The sequence below is a fragment of the Marinobacter sp. CH_CUG1437-1 genome (assembly GCF_037029655.1).
GTDB classification, from domain to species: domain Bacteria; phylum Pseudomonadota; class Gammaproteobacteria; order Pseudomonadales; family Oleiphilaceae; genus Marinobacter; species Marinobacter salsuginis.
Genome location: NZ_JAYMEW010000011.1, coordinates 17,115 through 34,443 on the forward strand (window position 1 = coordinate 17,115; position 17,329 = coordinate 34,443).

19 protein-coding genes and 2 tRNA genes are annotated in these 17,329 nt (G+C 59.0%); 11 read left to right on the plus strand and 10 right to left on the minus strand.

Going from position 1 to position 17,329, the window contains the following annotated elements; all coding sequences use genetic code 11:
- Nucleotides 1-7: 7 nt before the first annotated feature.
- The 3 genes from WA411_RS18740 to WA411_RS18750 all read right to left on the minus strand — a co-directional run bounded on the left by WA411_RS18740 (nt 8) and on the right by WA411_RS18750 (nt 2,099).
- On the minus strand, nt 8-1,723 hold the full coding sequence (locus WA411_RS18740) for an NADH-ubiquinone oxidoreductase-F iron-sulfur binding region domain-containing protein (protein WP_291910410.1): 1,716 nt from the start codon (nt 1,721-1,723) through the stop codon (nt 8-10).
- Between the two features lie 166 nt (nt 1,724-1,889).
- Nucleotides 1,890-1,963: transfer RNA gene (locus tag WA411_RS18745), tRNA-Cys, on the minus strand.
- Nucleotides 1,964-2,023: 60 nt separating this feature from the next.
- Nucleotides 2,024-2,099 (minus strand) — tRNA-Gly (locus WA411_RS18750).
- Between the two features lie 152 nt (nt 2,100-2,251).
- On the opposite strand from WA411_RS18750, the gene WA411_RS18755 reads away from it, so the two are divergent.
- From WA411_RS18755 to WA411_RS18770, 4 genes are read left to right on the plus strand one after another with little or no spacing between them, the layout of a single operon-like run.
- Nucleotides 2,252-3,418 (plus strand): MlaE family ABC transporter permease, encoded by a 1,167-nt coding sequence (locus WA411_RS18755; RefSeq protein ID WP_291910411.1) that lies wholly within the window; start codon nt 2,252-2,254, stop codon nt 3,416-3,418.
- Between the two features lie 11 nt (nt 3,419-3,429).
- On the plus strand, nt 3,430-4,254 hold the full coding sequence (locus tag WA411_RS18760; RefSeq protein ID WP_291910413.1) for an ABC transporter ATP-binding protein: 825 nt from the start codon (nt 3,430-3,432) through the stop codon (nt 4,252-4,254).
- A gap of 2 nt (nt 4,255-4,256) precedes the next feature.
- Nucleotides 4,257-5,195: an MlaD family protein gene (locus WA411_RS18765; RefSeq protein ID WP_136632070.1), complete on the plus strand. Its 939-nt coding sequence runs from the start codon at nt 4,257-4,259 to the stop codon at nt 5,193-5,195.
- Complete coding sequence (locus tag WA411_RS18770; protein ID WP_227549416.1) at nt 5,192-5,845, plus strand: ABC-type transport auxiliary lipoprotein family protein; 654 nt, start codon at nt 5,192-5,194, stop codon at nt 5,843-5,845. The genes WA411_RS18765 and WA411_RS18770 overlap by 4 nt, the downstream gene beginning before the upstream one ends.
- On the opposite strand, the gene pgsA is transcribed toward WA411_RS18770, so the two are convergent.
- The 4 genes from pgsA to WA411_RS18790 all read right to left on the minus strand — a co-directional run bounded on the left by pgsA (nt 5,778) and on the right by WA411_RS18790 (nt 9,224).
- Nucleotides 5,778-6,356, minus strand: coding sequence for a CDP-diacylglycerol--glycerol-3-phosphate 3-phosphatidyltransferase (gene pgsA / locus WA411_RS18775; protein WP_069185058.1), 579 nt, complete (start codon nt 6,354-6,356; stop codon nt 5,778-5,780). The two genes, WA411_RS18770 and pgsA, sit on opposite strands and share 68 nt — an antisense overlap.
- Before the next feature lie 7 nt (nt 6,357-6,363).
- Entirely contained in the window at nt 6,364-8,226 is a 1,863-nt protein-coding gene (gene uvrC / locus WA411_RS18780; RefSeq protein ID WP_153637206.1) for an excinuclease ABC subunit UvrC, read from the minus strand.
- Nucleotides 8,210-8,872: a UvrY/SirA/GacA family response regulator transcription factor gene (gene uvrY / locus WA411_RS18785; protein WP_069185056.1), complete on the minus strand. Its 663-nt coding sequence runs from the start codon at nt 8,870-8,872 to the stop codon at nt 8,210-8,212. Before uvrY ends, uvrC begins: the two co-directional genes overlap by 17 nt.
- 100 nt (nt 8,873-8,972) lie before the next feature.
- Nucleotides 8,973-9,224 (minus strand): hypothetical protein, encoded by a 252-nt coding sequence (locus WA411_RS18790; protein ID WP_209397743.1) that lies wholly within the window; start codon nt 9,222-9,224, stop codon nt 8,973-8,975.
- A gap of 148 nt (nt 9,225-9,372) precedes the next feature.
- Here WA411_RS18790 and WA411_RS18795 point away from each other — a divergent pair, with 148 nt between their 5' ends.
- The gene (locus tag WA411_RS18795) at nt 9,373-10,077 is read left to right on the plus strand and encodes an AzlC family ABC transporter permease (protein WP_209397747.1); all 705 of its coding nucleotides are present in this window, start codon (nt 9,373-9,375) and stop codon (nt 10,075-10,077) included.
- Entirely contained in the window at nt 10,070-10,399 is a 330-nt protein-coding gene (locus WA411_RS18800) for a branched-chain amino acid transporter permease (protein WP_291910422.1), read from the plus strand. Before WA411_RS18795 ends, WA411_RS18800 begins: the two co-directional genes overlap by 8 nt.
- An 11-nt stretch (nt 10,400-10,410) precedes the next feature.
- Here the strand turns inward: WA411_RS18800 and WA411_RS18805 are convergent, their stop codons facing one another.
- Nucleotides 10,411-10,815, minus strand: a complete 405-nt coding sequence (locus WA411_RS18805; RefSeq protein ID WP_069185051.1) for a DUF1330 domain-containing protein — start codon at nt 10,813-10,815, stop codon at nt 10,411-10,413.
- Nucleotides 10,816-10,976: 161 nt separating this feature from the next.
- Here WA411_RS18805 and WA411_RS18810 point away from each other — a divergent pair, with 161 nt between their 5' ends.
- The 3 genes from WA411_RS18810 to WA411_RS18820 all read left to right on the plus strand — a co-directional run bounded on the left by WA411_RS18810 (nt 10,977) and on the right by WA411_RS18820 (nt 14,867).
- Nucleotides 10,977-11,438 carry a (2Fe-2S)-binding protein gene (locus WA411_RS18810; RefSeq protein ID WP_069185050.1) on the plus strand — a complete coding sequence of 154 codons (462 nt, stop codon included), beginning with the start codon at nt 10,977-10,979 and terminating at the stop codon, nt 11,436-11,438.
- Nucleotides 11,435-13,768 (plus strand): xanthine dehydrogenase family protein molybdopterin-binding subunit, encoded by a 2,334-nt coding sequence (locus tag WA411_RS18815; protein ID WP_291910426.1) that lies wholly within the window; start codon nt 11,435-11,437, stop codon nt 13,766-13,768. Before WA411_RS18810 ends, WA411_RS18815 begins: the two co-directional genes overlap by 4 nt.
- Nucleotides 13,769-13,919: 151 nt before the next feature.
- The gene (locus WA411_RS18820) at nt 13,920-14,867 is read left to right on the plus strand and encodes an AEC family transporter (protein WP_291910428.1); all 948 of its coding nucleotides are present in this window, start codon (nt 13,920-13,922) and stop codon (nt 14,865-14,867) included.
- On the opposite strand, the gene WA411_RS18825 is transcribed toward WA411_RS18820, so the two are convergent.
- Nucleotides 14,864-15,637: a fructosamine kinase family protein gene (locus WA411_RS18825; RefSeq protein ID WP_291910430.1), complete on the minus strand. Its 774-nt coding sequence runs from the start codon at nt 15,635-15,637 to the stop codon at nt 14,864-14,866. The genes WA411_RS18820 and WA411_RS18825 overlap by 4 nt on opposite strands.
- Nucleotides 15,638-15,722: 85 nt before the next feature.
- Between WA411_RS18825 and WA411_RS18830 the strand changes: the two genes are divergently transcribed.
- Nucleotides 15,723-15,998, plus strand: a complete 276-nt coding sequence (locus WA411_RS18830) for an acylphosphatase (protein WP_222464393.1) — start codon at nt 15,723-15,725, stop codon at nt 15,996-15,998.
- Here WA411_RS18830 and WA411_RS18835 read toward each other — a convergent pair.
- On the minus strand, nt 15,995-16,588 hold the full coding sequence (locus WA411_RS18835; RefSeq protein WP_291910432.1) for a GNAT family N-acetyltransferase: 594 nt from the start codon (nt 16,586-16,588) through the stop codon (nt 15,995-15,997). The two genes, WA411_RS18830 and WA411_RS18835, sit on opposite strands and share 4 nt — an antisense overlap.
- A gap of 27 nt (nt 16,589-16,615) precedes the next feature.
- Between WA411_RS18835 and WA411_RS18840 the strand changes: the two genes are divergently transcribed.
- Complete coding sequence (locus tag WA411_RS18840) at nt 16,616-17,215, plus strand: DUF938 domain-containing protein (RefSeq protein ID WP_291910433.1); 600 nt, start codon at nt 16,616-16,618, stop codon at nt 17,213-17,215.
- The last annotated feature ends 114 nt before the right edge of the window (nt 17,216-17,329 follow it).

The window sequence follows — 17,329 nt, forward strand, 5'->3', positions numbered from 1 at the left end:
TCCTCCCCTAACCTTTCGCTATCAGGTTGCTGCTGGCCAGTTCGCTGCGGAAATCCCGCAGCAGGCTCAGTACCGGATTGGGTGCGGCCTGGCCCAGACCACAGATGGACGCATCCGCCATAACCGCCGCCAATTGCCGGAGAGTTTCCTCATCCCAGGTTTTGCGTTCCAGCAGGGTGAGCATTTTCTCGGTGCCCACACGGCAGGGTGTGCACTGCCCGCAGGACTCATCGGCGAAAAAGCCCAACAGGTTGGCGGCCGCAGCCTGCAAATCGTCCTGATCAGACAGAACGATCACGGCCGCAGAGCCGATGAAACAGCCGTGTTCCTGCAGAGTGTCGAAGTCCAGCGGAATGTCCCCTTTGCTGGCCGGTAGAATGCCGCCGGATGCTCCACCGGGCAGATAGGCCAGCAGGTGATGGCCTTCGGCCATGCCGCCGCAGTATTCCTCGATCAATTCATTGAGCGTGATGCCCGCAGGCGCCACATGCACTCCAGGACGCGCCACCCGGCCGGACACCGAAAAACTGCGAAGCCCGTTGCGACCATGCCGGCCCTGGCTGGCGAACCAGTCGGCGCCCTGGGCGTGGATGCGCGGTATCCAGTAAACCGTCTCGACGTTGTTGACCAGGGTGGGCTGATTGAACAGTCCCTTCTGGGCCACAAACGGCGGGCGATGCCGTGGCTTGCCGGGCTTCCCTTCCAGGGATTCAATCAGGGCGGATTCCTCACCGCAGATATAGGCACCCGCGCCCCGGCGAAGGATGATAAAACCTGGCTCCGCGATGTCGGCCGCTTCGAGCTCAGCAATCGCCTCTTTCAGAACACGGTGCAGGCCGGGGTATTCGTCTCGTAAATAGATGTAGAGAGCTTCCGCCTCAACAGCCCAGGCGCTAACCAGCGCGCCCTCCAGGAATACGTGCGGTTCATGTTCCAGGTAATAGCGGTCTTTGAAGGTGCCCGGTTCGCCCTCGTCGGCGTTGATCACTGCATAGCGTGGCCCCGGTTCCGCCCGAACGGCCTGCCATTTGCGGTAGGTGGGGAAACCAGCACCACCGAGGCCGCGCAAGCCTGCATGCTCCAGTTCCTCGGCCAGCGATTCAACGCTCACCCGACCTTCATGGCAATCAGCCAGCAGGCCATAACCGCCGGTTGAACGGTAATCCGCCAGTCCTTGCCATTGGATGTCTTCCGGGTGAATCTGGCCCTGCTCTACCGCCGCACCCACATTTTCGGTATTGGCATGGCACACGTGACGATGGCCGACTTCGACCACTGGGGCCGTGTCGCAGCGCCCCATGCAGGGAGCGCGCCGCACACGCACCTGGGCGAGATCAGCGCCTTCGGACAGCGCCTGGTGCAGCGCCTCGGCACCGGCCAACTGGCAGGAAAGCGAATCGCACACCCGCAGGGTTAGTGCCGGTGGTGGCGTTTGTTCGTCGTGAACAACATCAAAATGGGCATAGAAGGTGGCGGTTTCATAGATGGCGGCCATGGGCAGATTCATGAAAGCCGCAAGGGCCCGCAGGCGGGGCATGGAGAGATAACCGTCTGCGTCCTGCAATACATGCAGGTGCTCGATAAGGCGATCGCGGTCTCGCAATGACGAATCGACGCGTTCGTCACCGATCAGTTCACGCAGCTCCGACAATATAGCCGGTTCCAGTTGACGGCCCCGAAGGGCGGAGCGCCGACGTTTGACCACTTTTTCGTCCGTATCCATGCTTTTGACCAGGCGCCGGGGATCCAGGTAGAGCCTTGTTGGCTGGCTTGACTGCTTTGCAATCATTGAAGCATAGGAAGACGGGATGGCGCCAGACGATGAATAACGGAATCAACCGAGGGTCTGTACTGGCCTTGGGTCTGGAACTTTGAAGCTAGGGAAATAATGGAGGCGCGGGTCGGAATCGAACCGGCGTACACGGAGTTGCAGTCCGCTGCATAACCACTCTGCCACCGCGCCGGAAAAGATCGAAGAGATCGAATCTTTGTGCTCTCAGGTGGGCATTGAGAGACTTGAAATTGGAGCGGGAAACGAGATTCGAACTCGCGACCCCAACCTTGGCAAGGTTGTGCTCTACCAACTGAGCTATTCCCGCTCTTTGTTTCCGGGGCATTGCCTCGTCAACGGCTGCGTATTCTACGGATTACCGTTCGGGCGTCAACAGTTTTTTATCAAGTTTTTGTTTTATTGGAGATTGTGGGTAAGCTAGTAATTGGCAGGCCAAATCACTCAGGGATTCGACAGAACGTGCCCAGTCCTGATTCTTCCGAGCAGACCGACCCACAACCACCGTCCTCCAAACCCGGATCCGTGACCATTGAGGCCGGCACCCTGAGAGTGACGGATGACTGGCTGTTGAGTCATTACCGGTCACTGGCGTCCCTGGCTTCATCCATGTCCCCCAGAGACACGGGCGCGTTATCAATAGACCTCTCGGGCCTGAACAGAATTGACACGGCCGGAGCATCCCAGCTGGCCTCACTCATTGGCCCTCAGCGCCTGCTGGAAGCGGTGGCCTCTGCCGGCGACTTGCCGCGGGAAAAATCTGCCCTGATTGCGGCCGTTTGCGAGGCGATGAAAGACCAGCCCGAGCCAGACAGGGGCGCACCTTCCCTTATCCGGAGCTTCGTGATCGGGACCGGTCAGAAAGTGGAAGGCATATTCCGATTGCTATGGATCCTCGTCGGCTTTATCGGCCAGACGCTCGGCACCCTGGCCTGGAACCTTCCGAGGCCCTGGCGCTGGCGTATGACACCCTTCGTTGCTGCGGTTCACGACACCGGCCTGAATGCCCTGCCCATTGTGGGACTGCTTACGTTTCTGGTGGGTGCCGTGGTGGCGTTCCTGGGGGCAACCGTGCTGGAGGATTTTGGCGCGACCATTTACACGGTCAATCTGGTGGCCTTCTCCTTCCTGCGGGAATTCGGGGTGCTGTTGGCCGCGATACTGCTCGCCGGCCGAACCGCCAGCGCTTTTACAGCCCACATTGGTGCCATGAAGGTGAACGAGGAGCTGGATGCCATCCGCACCCTCGGCCTTAACCCGATCGAACTGCTGGTGCTGCCCCGTGTGATGGCCATGATGGTGAGCCTTCCGATCCTGACCTTTGTAGGTATGATTTCGGGAATGGTGGGCGGCGCCATGGTCTGCGCCCTGGTGCTGGATATCTCGCCGACGCAGTTCATGGCGATCGTTGAGCGGGACATCGCCCTTCAGCATTTTCTTGTGGGCATCGTGAAGGCCCCGATCTTTGCGTTCCTGATTGCCGTGATTGGCTGCCTTGAAGGGTTCAAGGTGGCCGGCAGCGCTCAGTCCGTGGGCGAACACACCACTTCCAGCGTGGTTCAGTCCATCTTCATGGTGATTCTGCTGGATTCCATTGCTGCACTATTCTTTATGGAAATGGGCTGGTAATCATGGCGGCTATGAGCGGATCCCCAGGTAGTGAAGCCGGCAGTAAACCGGTAATTGCGGTACGGGACCTATGCAACCAGTTTGGCGATCATGTTGTTCACGAGGACCTCGACCTGGACCTGCTTCGGGGCGAGATTCTGGGTGTGGTTGGTGGCTCTGGAACCGGCAAAACCGTGCTTTTGCGCAGCATTGTTGGGCTGAACACGCCCACCTCGGGCCATATCCGGGTGTTTGGCCAGGATCTTATTCAGCTCCCGGCGCGTGAACGCTCCCGGATAGAGCAACGGTTCGGTGTACTGTTCCAGGGGGGCGCCCTGTTCACCTCATTGAACCTGCAGGAGAATATAGCGGTTCCCCTGATTGAACACGCCGGCCTGAAGCGGCCCGAAGCGGAACAGCTGGCCCGCATGAAGCTGGCGCTGACCGGATTACCGCCCAATGCGGCGCTTCGCTACCCGTCCGAACTCTCCGGCGGCATGGTTAAACGCGCGAGCCTGGCACGGGCCCTGGCCCTTGATCCGGAAATCCTGTTTCTGGACGAACCCACTGCCGGCCTGGATCCCATCGGGGCCGCGGCATTCGACCGGCTGATTGTGACGCTTCGGGATGCCCTGGGGCTGACCGTGTTCCTGGTCACCCATGATCTGGACACCCTGTACTCAACCTGTGACCGGGTTGCGGTTCTGTCACAGCGAAAGGTCCTGGTAGCCGATACGCTGGAGGCCGTTGCCGCCACGGAAGACGGTTGGATCCAGGATTACTTTCACGGCCCCCGTGGCAGGGCGGCGAGCTACGCCTTCAGGGACCATTCGAACACACGGACGCAGGAGCAGTAACCATGGAGCCGAGGGCCCATCACCTGATCATTGGCCTGTTTACCATCCTAGCCTTCGCCGCCGCACTGATCTTTTCGCTGTGGCTGGCGAAATCCTCTGCCGATCGGGAATGGGGCTACTATGAGATCGTGTTCGAGCAGGCAGTCGGCGGTCTGTCCGAGGGTAATCCGGTGCTTTATAACGGCGTGCAGATTGGCGATGTCGTGGAACTGAACCTCGATCCGAACAATCCGGCCCATGTGCGGGTTCTGGTGCGGGTTGATCAGTCGATTCCCATCCGCGAGAACACCAAGGCCGGCATGGTGCTCGCCAATATTACCGGCAGCATGAGCGTCCAGTTCAGCGGTGGGAGCCCCGACCAGCCCGTGCTAAAGGGCGACCGGGACAACCCGCCGGTCATTTTTGCCGAGCCGTCGGCATTCAACAACCTGCTGGCCAACAGCGAACAACTGCTGGCCAAGGCGGACCAGCTGCTTACCAGCGCCACGGAGTTGCTGTCCGGAGACAATATCGAGAACGCCTCTGCGATCCTGAGAAACACGCGCGAGGCCACGGATGCCCTGCTCGACCGCCGGGATCAGCTGACCGCCCTGCTTGAACAGTTCGACGCTGCCGCCATTCGCGCAGAAGAAGCCGCCAAAAAGGTGTCCAATGTATCGGATAATGCCAACGAACTGTTGCAAACCGATGGCCAGCGGGTTCTGGAATCCATGGACAGAGCCCTGGCGGTAATCACCACGACCATCGGGCGAATTGATGAGCTGACCCGTGACAATCAGGGTGCCATGGACGCCGGGCTTCAAGGCATGGGCGAGTTGGCACCCGCGCTTCGGGAGCTCAGGGCAACCCTGCGCAGCCTGAACCAGTTCACTCACCGGCTGGAACAGGATCCCACAGGCACGCTATTCGGCAATGAAACCATGAAGGAGATGGCACAGTGACATTGAGGTCAATCAAAAGCGTTGCGCTTCTCCTGGGCGCTGCCTTTGCCAGTGGCTGCACGGTGTTTCCGAACCCCGAGCCACCCAGGGTTATGGACCTGGCGTTGGTACAGCCAATTCCCGCGGTCGAGCAAACGGTTCAGGCATCCCTTCGCGTGGATACTCCCTACGCCTCAGAGCCCTTCAATGGCTCGCTGATTCTGGCAAAGCCCATACCGCAGGAGTTTCGGGCCTACGAGGCCATCCGATGGAGGGATACAGCGCCTGTGGTGGTCCGGGATACCCTGGTTGCCAGCCTTCGCCAGAGTGGCGCCTTCACAAACGTCATCACCGATACCAATCCCGCGCAGGCTGAGCTGACGCTGGTGACCGAACTCTCTGCGTTTAATTCGGAAACCCCGGACACCGGCCCCCAGGTGGTTATCGAGCTACACCTGCAGATGATTCACAATCGTTCGAGGGCCAACCTGTGTACACGTACCGTCCGGATTGTTGAGCCCGCGGCGGGCACATCGGTTGACCAGATTGTTGAGGCGTTCGGAACCGCTGGCAGCCAGCTGGCCGCCAAGGTGGTTGACTGGGCTACGACGTGTGACTATCCGCCTCGGCTGAGGCCTTCTCGGGAAACAGATCAGACCACGCAGCCTTGAGGTAGAGACCCATGGACCAGAGCGTGAGAATAGCGGCGATGTAGAGCAGCGCCAGTGCAACATTGGCCCAGAGCACGCCAGGGGGGAAGGCCAGCAAGCCCACGATGGCTGCCATCTGTGCCGTAGTCTTGATCTTCCCGATGTAGGAGACTGCCACACTTGCGCGGCTGCCGATTTCTGCCATCCACTCCCGCAGAGCGGAAATCACGATTTCACGACCGATAATCACCGTGGCCGGAATGGTCAGCAGGATCGCCGAGTGTTCCTCGATCAGCACAGCCAGCGCAACGGCTACCATGAGCTTGTCTGCAACCGGGTCGAGGAAGGCGCCGAAAGGCGTGCTCTGGTTGAGCTTGCGGGCAAGATAGCCGTCCAGCCAGTCCGTGGCCGCCGCCAACCCGAAAATGGCCGCGCTCACGAGGTAGCTCCACCCCACCGGAAGGTAAAAAATCACCACAAACACCGGAATCATGATGATGCGGGAGAGGGTGAGGATGTTTGGTAGATTCATGCTGTCCTTACTCGTCGTGCAATGCTGCGTATATGGTTTCGGCCAGTGATTTGCTGATGCCCTGCACCTTGGCCATCTCATCAACTCCGGCCTTACGGAGTTCCTGAATGCCGCCAAAATACCGGATCAGGTCGCGACGCTTCTTCGGTCCCACGCCTTCAATGCCTTCCAGTGTAGACTGCCGGCGTTTTTTGTCCCGCCGGGCCCGGTGCCCGGTAATCGCAAACCGGTGGGATTCATCCCGGATGTGCTGAATCAGGTGCAGCGCCGGTGAATCGGCAGGCACCCGGAACACATCGCCAGTCATGGCGTCAATCAGCTGCTCCATGCCTGCACGACGGGTCACTCCCTTGGCGACACCAATCAGCGGGATATCGGAAATCTCAAGCTCATCAAACACTTCCCGGGCAATGTTCAACTGCCCTTTACCACCATCGATGAAGACCAGATCCGGGCGCTTGCCCTCCCCGGCCACCATCCGCTTGTACCGGCGGGTAAGCACCTGTCGCATGGCGGCGTAATCATCGCCGGCGGTGACACCCTCGATATTGTACAGGCGGTAATCGCTCTTCAGGGGGCCATTCTCATCGAAAACCACACAGGATGCGACGGTATTTTCCCCGTGGCTGTGGCTGATGTCGAAACACTCCATTCTTTGCGGTGTTTCTGCCAGCTCCAGAAGATCCCTCAATGCCAGCAAGCGCCGGTACACGGTCTCCTTGCTCGCCAGGTGCGTGAGCAGGGTCTGGCGGGCGTTGGTCATCGCCAGCTCCAGCCACCGGCGGCGTTCACCCCGCACATTGCCGCGAATCCGGGTTTCCCGGTTTGCGGACTCGCTGAGGGCCTGGGCCAGCAGTTCCTGGCCTTCCACCTCAACCGGCACCAGGATGTCCCGAGGAATCTCCCGGCGGGTGTTGCCCCCGAAATAGTACTGGCCAAGAAAGGCGCTGAGCAGTTCGCCTTCGGTCTGTTCGATGGAGTAACGGGGGAAGTAGTCTTTGGTCCCCAACACCCGGCCACCCCGAACGATGATCACAACAATACAGACAACCCCGGCATCCTGGGCAATGGCAATGACATCCGCGTCGCCGCCCTCGCCTTCGATTGATTGCTGCTCCTGCACGTGGCGCAGGTGGTTGATCTGGTCCCGGTAGGCCGCCGCTTTTTCAAACTCCAGATTCTTTGATGCCGCCTCCATGGCGTTCATCAGATCGTGGAGAATCGCAGGGTTCTTGCCCTCCAGAAACATTGTGGCGTGACGGATGTCCTGCTGATACTCCTCGGGCGTGATGTATTCAACACAAGGTGCCGTGCAACGGTTGATCTGGTACTGCAGGCAAGGCCTTGTTCGATTCCTGAAAAAGCTTTCACTACAGTTCCTTATGCGGAAAATCTTTTGTAAAACATTAAGACTTTCCTTGACTGCTCCAGAGCTTGGAAACGGCCCGAACCAGGTGCCGCCACCCTTTTTTGTGCGCCCACGTCGGAACGTCAGCGAGGGGTAATCGCTGTGGGAAGACAAATAGATATAGGGATAGGACTTATCGTCACGGAGCAGGATGTTGTAGGGCGGCCGTAACGATTTGATCAGGTTCTGCTCGAGCAGCAGTGCTTCGGTTTCGCTGCCGGTGATGGTCACTTCAATGGAGGCAATCTTGCCAACCAGGGCTTCGGTCTTGGGCGCGAGGCCGGTCTTGCGGAAGTAGCTGCCAACCCGCTTTTTCAGGTTGCGGGCCTTGCCCACGTAAAGAACCGAGCCACCCTCGTCGTACATTCGGTAGACGCCGGGCCGCTCGGTCAACTGTTTCAGGAAGCTCTTGCTGTCAAACTCCCCGATGCGGGTGCTCTCAGGGTCAGACCTTGTCGGCATCAAGCAACCCGAGCCGCACTGCCATCAGGGCCAATTCAACATCACTGGAGATTTCCAGTTTCTCAAAGATGCGGTAGCGGTAACTGTTCACCGTCTTGGGGCTCAGGCACAGCTTGTCGGAGATATCCTGCACCTTCTGGCAATCCACCACCATCATGGCAATCTGCATTTCCCGTTCGGACAGCCGGTCGAACAGAGACAGCTCACCGTCTTCATCCCGATCACCGCCGCCCAGTTGCTTCAGGGCCATCTTCTGGGCGATTTCCGGGCTGATATAGCGCTGACCGGTATGTGCCATACGGATGGCGCGGACCATTTCCTTGATATCAGCGCCTTTGGTGATGTAAGCCGTGGCGCCGCTTTGCATAACGCGTGTCGGATAGGGATCGTCTGCGCAGGCGGTGACCACAATCACACGAATGGAATCATCAATTCGGAGGATACGACGGGTTGCCTCGAGGCCCCCGATACCCGGCATGCGGATATCCATGAGCACAATATCCGGACGCTGTTGGCGAACAAAATCGATAGCGTCCTCGCCGGATGACGCCTGCCCGATGACTTCAATGTCCGGGTTGTCAGCCAGCATCCGGGTAATGCCGGACCTCACCAGCTCATGGTCATCTACAACCAGTACCCTGATCAAAATTCACCTCGCACACGGCTTTCGGGAAAACAGCGCGATTGTAACGTTTAGTTCCGGCCCCGGGTAGGTGCAAACATAAATACCGTGACAGACCTGACGCCTAACCCGGCACACCCAGACCAGCGGTATTCTCAACCGGGTCGAACCAGACCACCAGCTCGCCCCGCCGCACCGCAGACATCACCCTGCTCTGCTCGCCCATGGGGTTTTCAGTATCGTTCAGGCCGTGGTACCGGGTGCAATATTCCTCCACCAGGCCCTGGAGCTGGTCTTCGGTCAGCAACTCGGTATCAACAATGAACTTTTCCTGCCGGGGATCTTGCTCTGGCTGGTTTTCGGGGCTGTCAGTCATACTACCTCCTGTGACGCCACCATGTTACGGATAAACGGACAGGGAATGAAGGTAACAAGCTGTTGAAAACCTGTGCGGCTTCTGCGACTTACTTCAAAAAGTGTGACGAATTCTCTATGATCGCCGCTTTCAGACCGTTTGGATGCTAATGAACCAGTCCGTCTTTCGACTCACCTTACCCATTCTGTTCGGCTACCTACCGCTGGGCATGGCCTTTGGCGTGCTGTTTGCCACCCAGCTCGACTATGCCTGGTGGGCAGCACCTCTGATGGGCCTGGTGATTTACGCCGGCGCCGGCCAGATACTGGCTGTGAGTCTTCTGGCGGTTAACGCCGGCCTGCTGGAAGTATTCATCGCGATGTTTGTTCTGAATGCTCGCCATCTGTTCTACGGGCTTTCATTGCTTGGCCAGTTCAAGGGGGCGGGCTGGCGCAAGCTGTACCTGATTTTCGGTTTAACGGATGAAACCTATTCCCTGCTCACCAGTCGCCCGCGCGGAACCGACCGGGCTCATGAGCAGGAGGTGGATTTCCGTATTACAGGGTTCAATCAGTGCTATTGGGTGGCAGGCTGCGCAATCGGTGCACTGCTTGGCGACAACGTCGCCTTTGACAGCACGGGCATCGAGTTCGCGCTGGTGGCTCTGTTCATTGTTCTCACTTTGGAGCAATTCAAGGCTCTGGGCGAAGGCTTTCCGATCTGGCTTGGGGCCGCCGCAGCGGGTGTTGCCATGCTGCTACTGCCGCCGGCACACCAGTTGATCGGGGCCATAGCGCTGGTAACCGCCGTGCTTTTGGTGGAATACCGGAAGCATCGCAGGCAAGCACTGCACAGGGAGAGTAACCATGGGTGAATCCGGCTATCTGGCAGCCTTCATAGCGGTCGCGGCACTCGCCACCTTCGCCACACGGGTGATTCCCTTCCTGTTTTTCGAGCGGCATACGGAACACCCGCTGGTCCGACACCTGGGGCGTTATTTACCTGCGGCGGTGATGGCCCTGCTGGCGACGGTGTTCCTGCTACGTTCGGCGGACTGGTCAGGTGCATGGATGGGCTTTGATGCCCTGCTGCCCGGCGCCCTGGTGGTCATCATTCACCTGTGGCGCCGCAACGCCCTGCTCTCCATTGCTGCGGGCACCATCAGCTACATGGCCATCCAGCAAGCCGGGCTCTGACCTGGCCGGGTTTACACCCTGTTTTCGAGATTGGCGACCAGCCGGGAATCCTGCAATGCAGCGGTCCGGTGCTTGACCACGCCTTTGTATTCCGGGCTTTCGATCATGGCCATAAAGGCGTCGATTGACGGGTAGCGGACCAGCAGTACCTGATCCCAGGATTCATCCGGGGGTGCTATCAGTGATCCAACGCTGCGGCCCGACCAGATGACTTCTGCGCCCACCGATCTTACGCAGGCAGCGGCCTCTTCCATGTAGAGCGTGTAGGCTTCACGGCCGGTCCGCTCCGGTGCCTCTTCCTTGTAGTTGGCCCGGTCGCGGAAGCGCAGCAGATTCAGCATGACCACAGGCTGGTCTTTCGGGGTATCTGCCAGGACTTTCTGAAGCTGTTCGGGAGTGGGATTAACGGCGTCCATCCTTATCCTCTTCTTCTCGTGTTTCCGGGGCCTACTATAGCCCAGGCCAGAGGCGTACGCGCAAGCGATTTCATTACCTTTCATTCAGTTTGCTCTTTTTGCCTTCTTTGTTCGTAAGGCTACAGTGAAGGAGACGCAAAACTCATAAATGAGAGGACGATATGGCTACCCTCACGATTAACGGCGAGCGCTATGAGCTCGACGTTCCCGATAACATGCCCCTGCTCTGGGTGATCCGCGATGTTGTCGGCCTCAAAGGAACCAAGTTTGGATGCGGCATGTCCCAGTGCGGCGCCTGCACGGTACACCTCAACGGAACAGCAATCCGCTCCTGCGTGACCCCGGTCTCTGCCGCCACCGGCGAGATCACCACCATTGAAGCCATGGCTGACGACCCGGTTGGCAGCAAGGTTCAGCAGGCCTGGCTCGACCTCGGTGTCGCCCAGTGTGGTTACTGCCAGGGAGGCCAGATCATGAACGCGACCGCTTTGCTGAAACAGACACCGAATCCCGAAACCGCCGAGATTGTTGACGCCATGGCAGGCAACCTCTGTCGCTGTGGCACCTACAACCGAATCCTTGCTGCAATTGAACGGGCTTCCGGCAAGGAGGGTGAAGCATGAGCACCGATGACAACTTGATGATTGCCAACGTTAGCCGTCGACGGTTCCTGATGGGCCTGGCCGGCGGCTCTGCCCTAGTGCTCGCCGCCCGATGGGACGTGGCCCTGGGTGGCAATGAAAAAGCTCAATTTGGCGCCGGTGCAATGCCCGGCGGCTGGGTCGACGACCCCAACGTATTTATTCATATCGATGCCGATGGCCTCGTTACCATCGTGAACAACCGGTCTGAAATGGGTCAGGGTATCCGGACCAGTCTGTTAATGGTCGGTGCTGACGAGCTTGGCGCTGACTGGGACCAGGTGAGAGTCGAACAGGCCGAAGGCGATCACAGCAAATACGGAAACCAGAACACCGACGGTTCGCGTAGTATGCGCCATTGGTACCAGCCGATGCGCCGCGCCGCAGCAGCCGCCAGGCAGATGCTGGAGCAAGCCGCCGCCAATGAGTGGGGCGTTTCGACCAGTGACGTTCAGGCCGGTGTACATAAAGTAGTTCACAGATCCTCCGGCAAAGAGCTCGGCTTTGGCGAACTCGCCGCAAAAGCCAGGGAACTCGAGGTTCCCGGGCGCAATGCACTGGTACTGAAGCGCGATGAAGAGCTTCGATTCGTCGGCAAGGAAACCGGTCTGATCAACGGCGAGCTGAAATCGGCTTACCCGAAAGCGATCGACGGCGAAGATATCGTGACCGGTAAAGCGGTTTATGGGGCAGATGTGCCGTTTGAAAACGTGCTTTATGCCGTGATTGCACGCCCACCCGTTTATGGCGCAACCGTCGCCAGCTTCGATGATACCGAAGCCCTTAAGGTGCCCGGCGTCGAGAAGGTAATGAAGGTTGAGGGTACTGGCCAGCCCGCTGGCTTCAGCCCTCTTGGTGGGATTGCCGTGGTGGCCTCCAATACCTGGGCCGCCATGGAAGGACGCAAAGCACTGAAGATCGATTGGGATCTGGAAGCTGCCGGAGACAACGCCAGTTATACCTCGTCCGCCTATCGAGAATCTCTGGAAAAGGCAGCGCAGCAGCCCGGCACGGTGGTCCGCCAGCATGGCGATTTGGACACAGCCCTGGAGAAGGCCAACAAGCGTGTCTCCGCCACCTACTACATGCCTCACATGGCCCAGGCCCCCATGGAACCTCCGGTTGCAACGGTACAAATCAAGGACGGCAAGGCCGAAGTCTGGGCGCCAGTCCAGCATCCGCAGGCAACCCGCGATACGGTCGCCGGCCGGCTCGGCCTTGATGCAGAGAATGTCACCGTTCACGTTACCCTGCTTGGGGGCGGCTTCGGGCGGAAATCCAAGCCGGATTTCGCCATTGAAGCGGCCAGCATTGCAGAGGCCTTCAAAGGTCGGCCCGTGAGGCTGCAGTGGTCGCGGGAAGACGATATCCACCACGCCTACTTCCATGCCGTGTCTGTCGATTATCTGGAGGCCGGGCTGGACGGCAATGGCAAGGCCACAGGCTGGCTACACCGGACCCTGTCACCGAGTATCGGCTCGCTATTCGCGCCCGACCCGAAGCACAAGGGCGAGTTTGAACTGGGCATGGGCTTTAACACCATGCCATTCTCGGTGCCTGCCCTGAGGCTGGAAAACCCGCCTGCACCCGCCCATGTGCGCATTGGCTGGTTCCGCTCGGTCTACAACCTGCCCCATGCCTGGGCGATCCAGAGCTTTGCCCATGAAATGGCTGTGGCGGCCGGCAAGGACCATCGGGATTACGTTCTGGACCTGCTCGGGCCGGACCGGAAGATCCACAACCTGACCGTAGGCGATGGCTGGAACTATGGCGAAGACCCGGACCTCTACCCCATCGATATCGGCCGAATGCGCAACGTCGTTGAGCGCGCGACCAGGGAAGCCGGTTGGGGCAAGTCCATGGGTAAAGGCCGAGGGCTTGGCCTGGCGTTTCACCACAGCTTTGTCTCCTATACCGCGATCGTGTTTGACGTGGAAGTCGATGACCAGGGCGAGCTCACCATTCACCGGGCAGACATCGCCTTCGATTGCGGCCCCCAGGCCAACCCGGAGCGAATTCGTTCCCAGTTGGAAGGCGCCACCGTGATGGGCATTGGCATCGCGCTGCAAAGCGAGGTGACCTTTGAAGACGGCGTGGCGCAGCAGGGTAACTTCGACAAGTACCTGATTCCGCGCATGCCGGACGCCCCTAAAACCCTGAGGGTCCATCTGGTCGACAATCCGGGTGAGGCCATGGGGGGCGTAGGTGAACCTGGCCTGCCCCCTGTAGCGCCGGCGCTCTGCAACGCGATCTATGCAGCAACCGGTAAACGCATCAGGCGGTTGCCGGTTGGCGACCAGCTGAAAGGGTGAAATCGATCAGGGCCCTCCGGGGCCCTGATTTTTTATTGGCTATTTTCTTTCCGGCCCATACCTTCGTGGTATTCCCATAGCATCCTAGCTTTCTCCCCGCTTATAATCCGGCTGGATCTCTTAACTTCCCTCTACCCAACGGCCACCCTTGATGACCCTGATCGACCTGTTCCTGCAAACCATGGAAACCACACTGCCCGTGTTTGCCATGGTGTTTATCGGCCTGGGGCTTCGGAAGATTGGCTGGATCGACAATGCGTTTGTGAATACCGCCTCCGCACTGGTATTCAAAGCCACGCTGCCGACGCTGGTGTTTCTGAGCATCATTCGGGCCGACCTGGATACCGCGTTCAATCCTGGCCTGCTGGTGTTGTACCTGGTCGCGACACTGGCCAGCTTTGCCATAACCTGGCTCTGGGCCCGGTGGCGCGTGGTTCGTGAAGATCGAGGGGTTTACGTACAAGGGGCCTTTCGGGGCAACTGCGGCATCGTCGGCCTGGCTCTGGCCGCCAATCTTTACGGCGACTTTGGCCTTTCGGCAGGGGGCATCCTGCTTGGCCTGGTGATTATATCCTACAACATTCTCTCGGTGATCGTGCTCGTGGCCTACCAGCCGGGACAGACAACGGACTGGACAAAGATTTTCCACGACATCGTCCGCAATCCCCTCATCCTGGCGGTCTTTGTGGCCATCCCCTATGCCGCCCTGGATATCACGCTGCCACGCTGGGTAATGACCAGCGGCGACTATTTCGCCTCGCTCACCCTGCCCCTGGCGCTGCTGTGCATTGGCGCCACGGTTTCCCTGAGCGCCATCCGCAGCGACAGCAAGACGGCGCTGGGGTCCAGCCTGTTCAAGATGGTGATATTGCCAGCGCTCTGCACAGCCGCAGCGTGGCTGGCTGGTTTTCGGGGTTCCGAGCTGGGCCTGATGTTCCTGTTCTTCGCCAGCCCGACGGCGGCCGCCAGTTTCGTGATGGTTAAGGCGTTGGGCGGTAATGACCGGTTGGCGGCCAATATCATTGCGCTGACCACCCTGCTGGCGAGTATTACCGTAACTCTGGGTGTCTTTGTACTTCGCAGCGCGGGTTTGATCTAGGCCTCACCGCGCCCGACAGACTCGACAACAGCAAACCCCGCCTGGCATCCCCCTAGGTATCCGCCGCCGAACAGGTTGTAATGGTTCAGATAGTGGTAGAGGTTGTAGACGTCCCGCTTGGTGCCATACACCGCCGTTCGTGGGTAGTGCGCGTCGTAGGCCCGGTAGAACGCTTCCCCAAAGCCGCCAAACATCTGGGTCATGGCAATATCGGCCTCGCGGTCACCGCAGTAAACAGCCGGATCAATCAGCCAGGGGCCGTCAGCGCCATAGAGGACATTGCCATTCCAGAGGTCGCCGTGGAGCAGGCTCGGGTGCTCACAGTGGGCGTTCAGCCAATCAATCAACGTGCCTCCGTACTCATCCAGAACCTTCTGGAAACGGCTCCTCTGGCCCGTATCACGGATACGGGAGACCTGGTAGCCAAGGCGGTCCCGAACAAAGAATTCACCCCAGCTGTCACACCAGCGATTGGGTTGCGGCGACAGGCCAATGTAGTTGTCCCGTCCCCAGCCGTAGGCCTTCTGACGTAAAGCGTGCATTCTCGCCAGCCCTTCACCCAGGACCTCGGGAGCCCGATCCGAGGCACCTGACGACTGTATGGCGGTGATTTCAAGTTCATTTTCATCCACCCGGTGAACGCGCGGGACGCCAATGCCCGTCACCCCGGCCTCATCGAGTGCGCTGGCGAGGCGTTCCAACCCCTCCGCTTCACAGATCAGGGCATCAGCATAATCAGTGGCATTGTGTTTCAGGTGGGTATTGGCCATCGACTTTCGCGCTCCTTGAAGTTGTGATGCCCGAACCGGTAGATTGAAATGAAGACTGACACGACACAACGAGCGGGGGCAAACCATGGACACCAAACGCTGGCAACTTCTTATATCCGGGCGGGTACAAGGAGTCTACTACCGCGCTTCCACGGAACAGAAGGCCTCCTCCCTTGGACTCACGGGTTTCGCCCGCAATCTGCCCGATGGGCGGGTCGAGATTATCGCCGAAGGGCCTGAAGACCGGCTGGATCAACTGAAAGCCTGGTGCGCGGAAGGGCCACCGGATGCCCGGGTGGACGCGGTCGATATTGCCCAGGAGTCCCCGACCGGCGAATTCAGCAATTTCAGCGTGCGTTAATCGATTCGCCTCAGCCAGAAGGTCATTGGCTTGGCGGTTTCTTCCGGTTGGTCCACATCTTTCCAGGTGTAGGTGGTGGCCAACTCAGGTACTTTCCGGTATCCGCGGTTGTGCCAGAACTGGTCCAGGGGCTGGTAATCCGAAGGCCTCAGCGGATGATTCGACGGCCGTTCTACCGCGCAGAAACAGCAGTGTGTGAAACGGCCATGCTCCCGGGCATGGCCTTCGCGGTGGTCAAAGAAGGCCACCCCGATGCCCTGCCCCCGGTATTCCGGCAACAGCACCGACTCACCGAAATAAAAGATCTTTTCCGGCTCATAACCCTGCTCTATAAACGGGCCTTTGAACTCTTCTGTTTCGTGGTCCATCGGGATACCCGTTGCGGCACCAATAACCGACTCCCCATCCATTGCCAGAACGAACAGGCTCTCTGGCGAGCGGGCGTAGGTATCCAGATACTTGCGTTCATAGCCCATATCGCCGTCGTACAGGTAGGGAAAGCTGCGAAATACTTCGATTCGCAGACGTGCGAGATCATCAATGTATGGGTTAATCTGATCGCCGCTGAGCCGGATCATCGATACCGCCATCTATTACCCCCTTTCAAAAGGTCGAGCATGCAACAGGACAAGCCGTTTTCCCAAGCCTGCGAAAACAATAAAGCGCCGATTCTGGAAAAACTGAGGGCACTTTTCAAACAACCAGGCACCATTCTGGAGATTGGCACGGGCACCGGCCAGCACGCGGTGCACTTTGCCGGCCACCTACCGCACCTGGTTTGGCAGCCCACCGATCATCCCAGTAATGCCCAGCTCTCTCGGGCGTGGATCGATGACTCAGGGCTTACCAATATCAACACGCCCCTGGCCCTGGACGTGCTCGGTGGAAGCTGGGCCGATCTGCCCGCCATCGATGGCGTTTTTTCTGCCAACACCGCCCATATCATGGGCTGGCAGGAGGTTCAGGCAATGTTTCGCGGTGTATCGGAGGTGTTGCCGCAAGGGGGAATCTTCTGTCTGTATGGGCCGTTCAGCTATGGCGGCCGGCACACCAGTGAGAGCAACGCGCGGTTTGATCTGTCGTTGAGAACGCAGGCGCCGCATATGGGGATACGGGATATGGAGGATCTGAAGGCGCTGGGTAGAGAAACCGGGTTGGTTCTTGATGAAGATTTTGGGATGCCGGCTAATAATCGGTTGTTGGTTTGGAGGAAGTAGCAGGTCGATTCCAAGACCGCTCAACTACCGATATGATCGCTCCATGAAAAGCATAATAAAATATGACGCCTCGACTCCGCCTCGCTTGAGGGTGCTCCGTCGGAATGGCCTGGC

What these genes read in the sequence shown, in the direction of transcription:
- WA411_RS18740 (WP_291910410.1), bottom strand. Translation starts at nt 1,723, where the DNA reads ATGGATACGGACGAAAAAGTGGTCAAACGTCGGCGCTCCGCCCTTCGG.
- WA411_RS18760 (WP_291910413.1), top strand. Translation starts at nt 3,430, where the DNA reads ATGAGCGGATCCCCAGGTAGTGAAGCCGGCAGTAAACCGGTAATTGCG.
- WA411_RS18765 (WP_136632070.1), top strand. Translation starts at nt 4,257, where the DNA reads ATGGAGCCGAGGGCCCATCACCTGATCATTGGCCTGTTTACCATCCTA.
- pgsA (WP_069185058.1), bottom strand. Translation starts at nt 6,356, where the DNA reads ATGAATCTACCAAACATCCTCACCCTCTCCCGCATCATCATGATTCCG.
- uvrC (WP_153637206.1), bottom strand. Translation starts at nt 8,226, where the DNA reads ATGCCGACAAGGTCTGACCCTGAGAGCACCCGCATCGGGGAGTTTGAC.
- WA411_RS18790 (WP_209397743.1), bottom strand. Translation starts at nt 9,224, where the DNA reads ATGACTGACAGCCCCGAAAACCAGCCAGAGCAAGATCCCCGGCAGGAA.
- WA411_RS18795 (WP_209397747.1), top strand. Translation starts at nt 9,373, where the DNA reads ATGAACCAGTCCGTCTTTCGACTCACCTTACCCATTCTGTTCGGCTAC.
- WA411_RS18800 (WP_291910422.1), top strand. Translation starts at nt 10,070, where the DNA reads ATGGGTGAATCCGGCTATCTGGCAGCCTTCATAGCGGTCGCGGCACTC.
- WA411_RS18805 (WP_069185051.1), bottom strand. Translation starts at nt 10,815, where the DNA reads ATGGACGCCGTTAATCCCACTCCCGAACAGCTTCAGAAAGTCCTGGCA.
- WA411_RS18810 (WP_069185050.1), top strand. Translation starts at nt 10,977, where the DNA reads ATGGCTACCCTCACGATTAACGGCGAGCGCTATGAGCTCGACGTTCCC.
- WA411_RS18815 (WP_291910426.1), top strand. Translation starts at nt 11,435, where the DNA reads ATGAGCACCGATGACAACTTGATGATTGCCAACGTTAGCCGTCGACGG.
- WA411_RS18820 (WP_291910428.1), top strand. Translation starts at nt 13,920, where the DNA reads ATGACCCTGATCGACCTGTTCCTGCAAACCATGGAAACCACACTGCCC.
- WA411_RS18825 (WP_291910430.1), bottom strand. Translation starts at nt 15,637, where the DNA reads ATGGCCAATACCCACCTGAAACACAATGCCACTGATTATGCTGATGCC.
- WA411_RS18830 (WP_222464393.1), top strand. Translation starts at nt 15,723, where the DNA reads ATGGACACCAAACGCTGGCAACTTCTTATATCCGGGCGGGTACAAGGA.
- WA411_RS18835 (WP_291910432.1), bottom strand. Translation starts at nt 16,588, where the DNA reads ATGGCGGTATCGATGATCCGGCTCAGCGGCGATCAGATTAACCCATAC.
- WA411_RS18840 (WP_291910433.1), top strand. Translation starts at nt 16,616, where the DNA reads ATGCAACAGGACAAGCCGTTTTCCCAAGCCTGCGAAAACAATAAAGCG.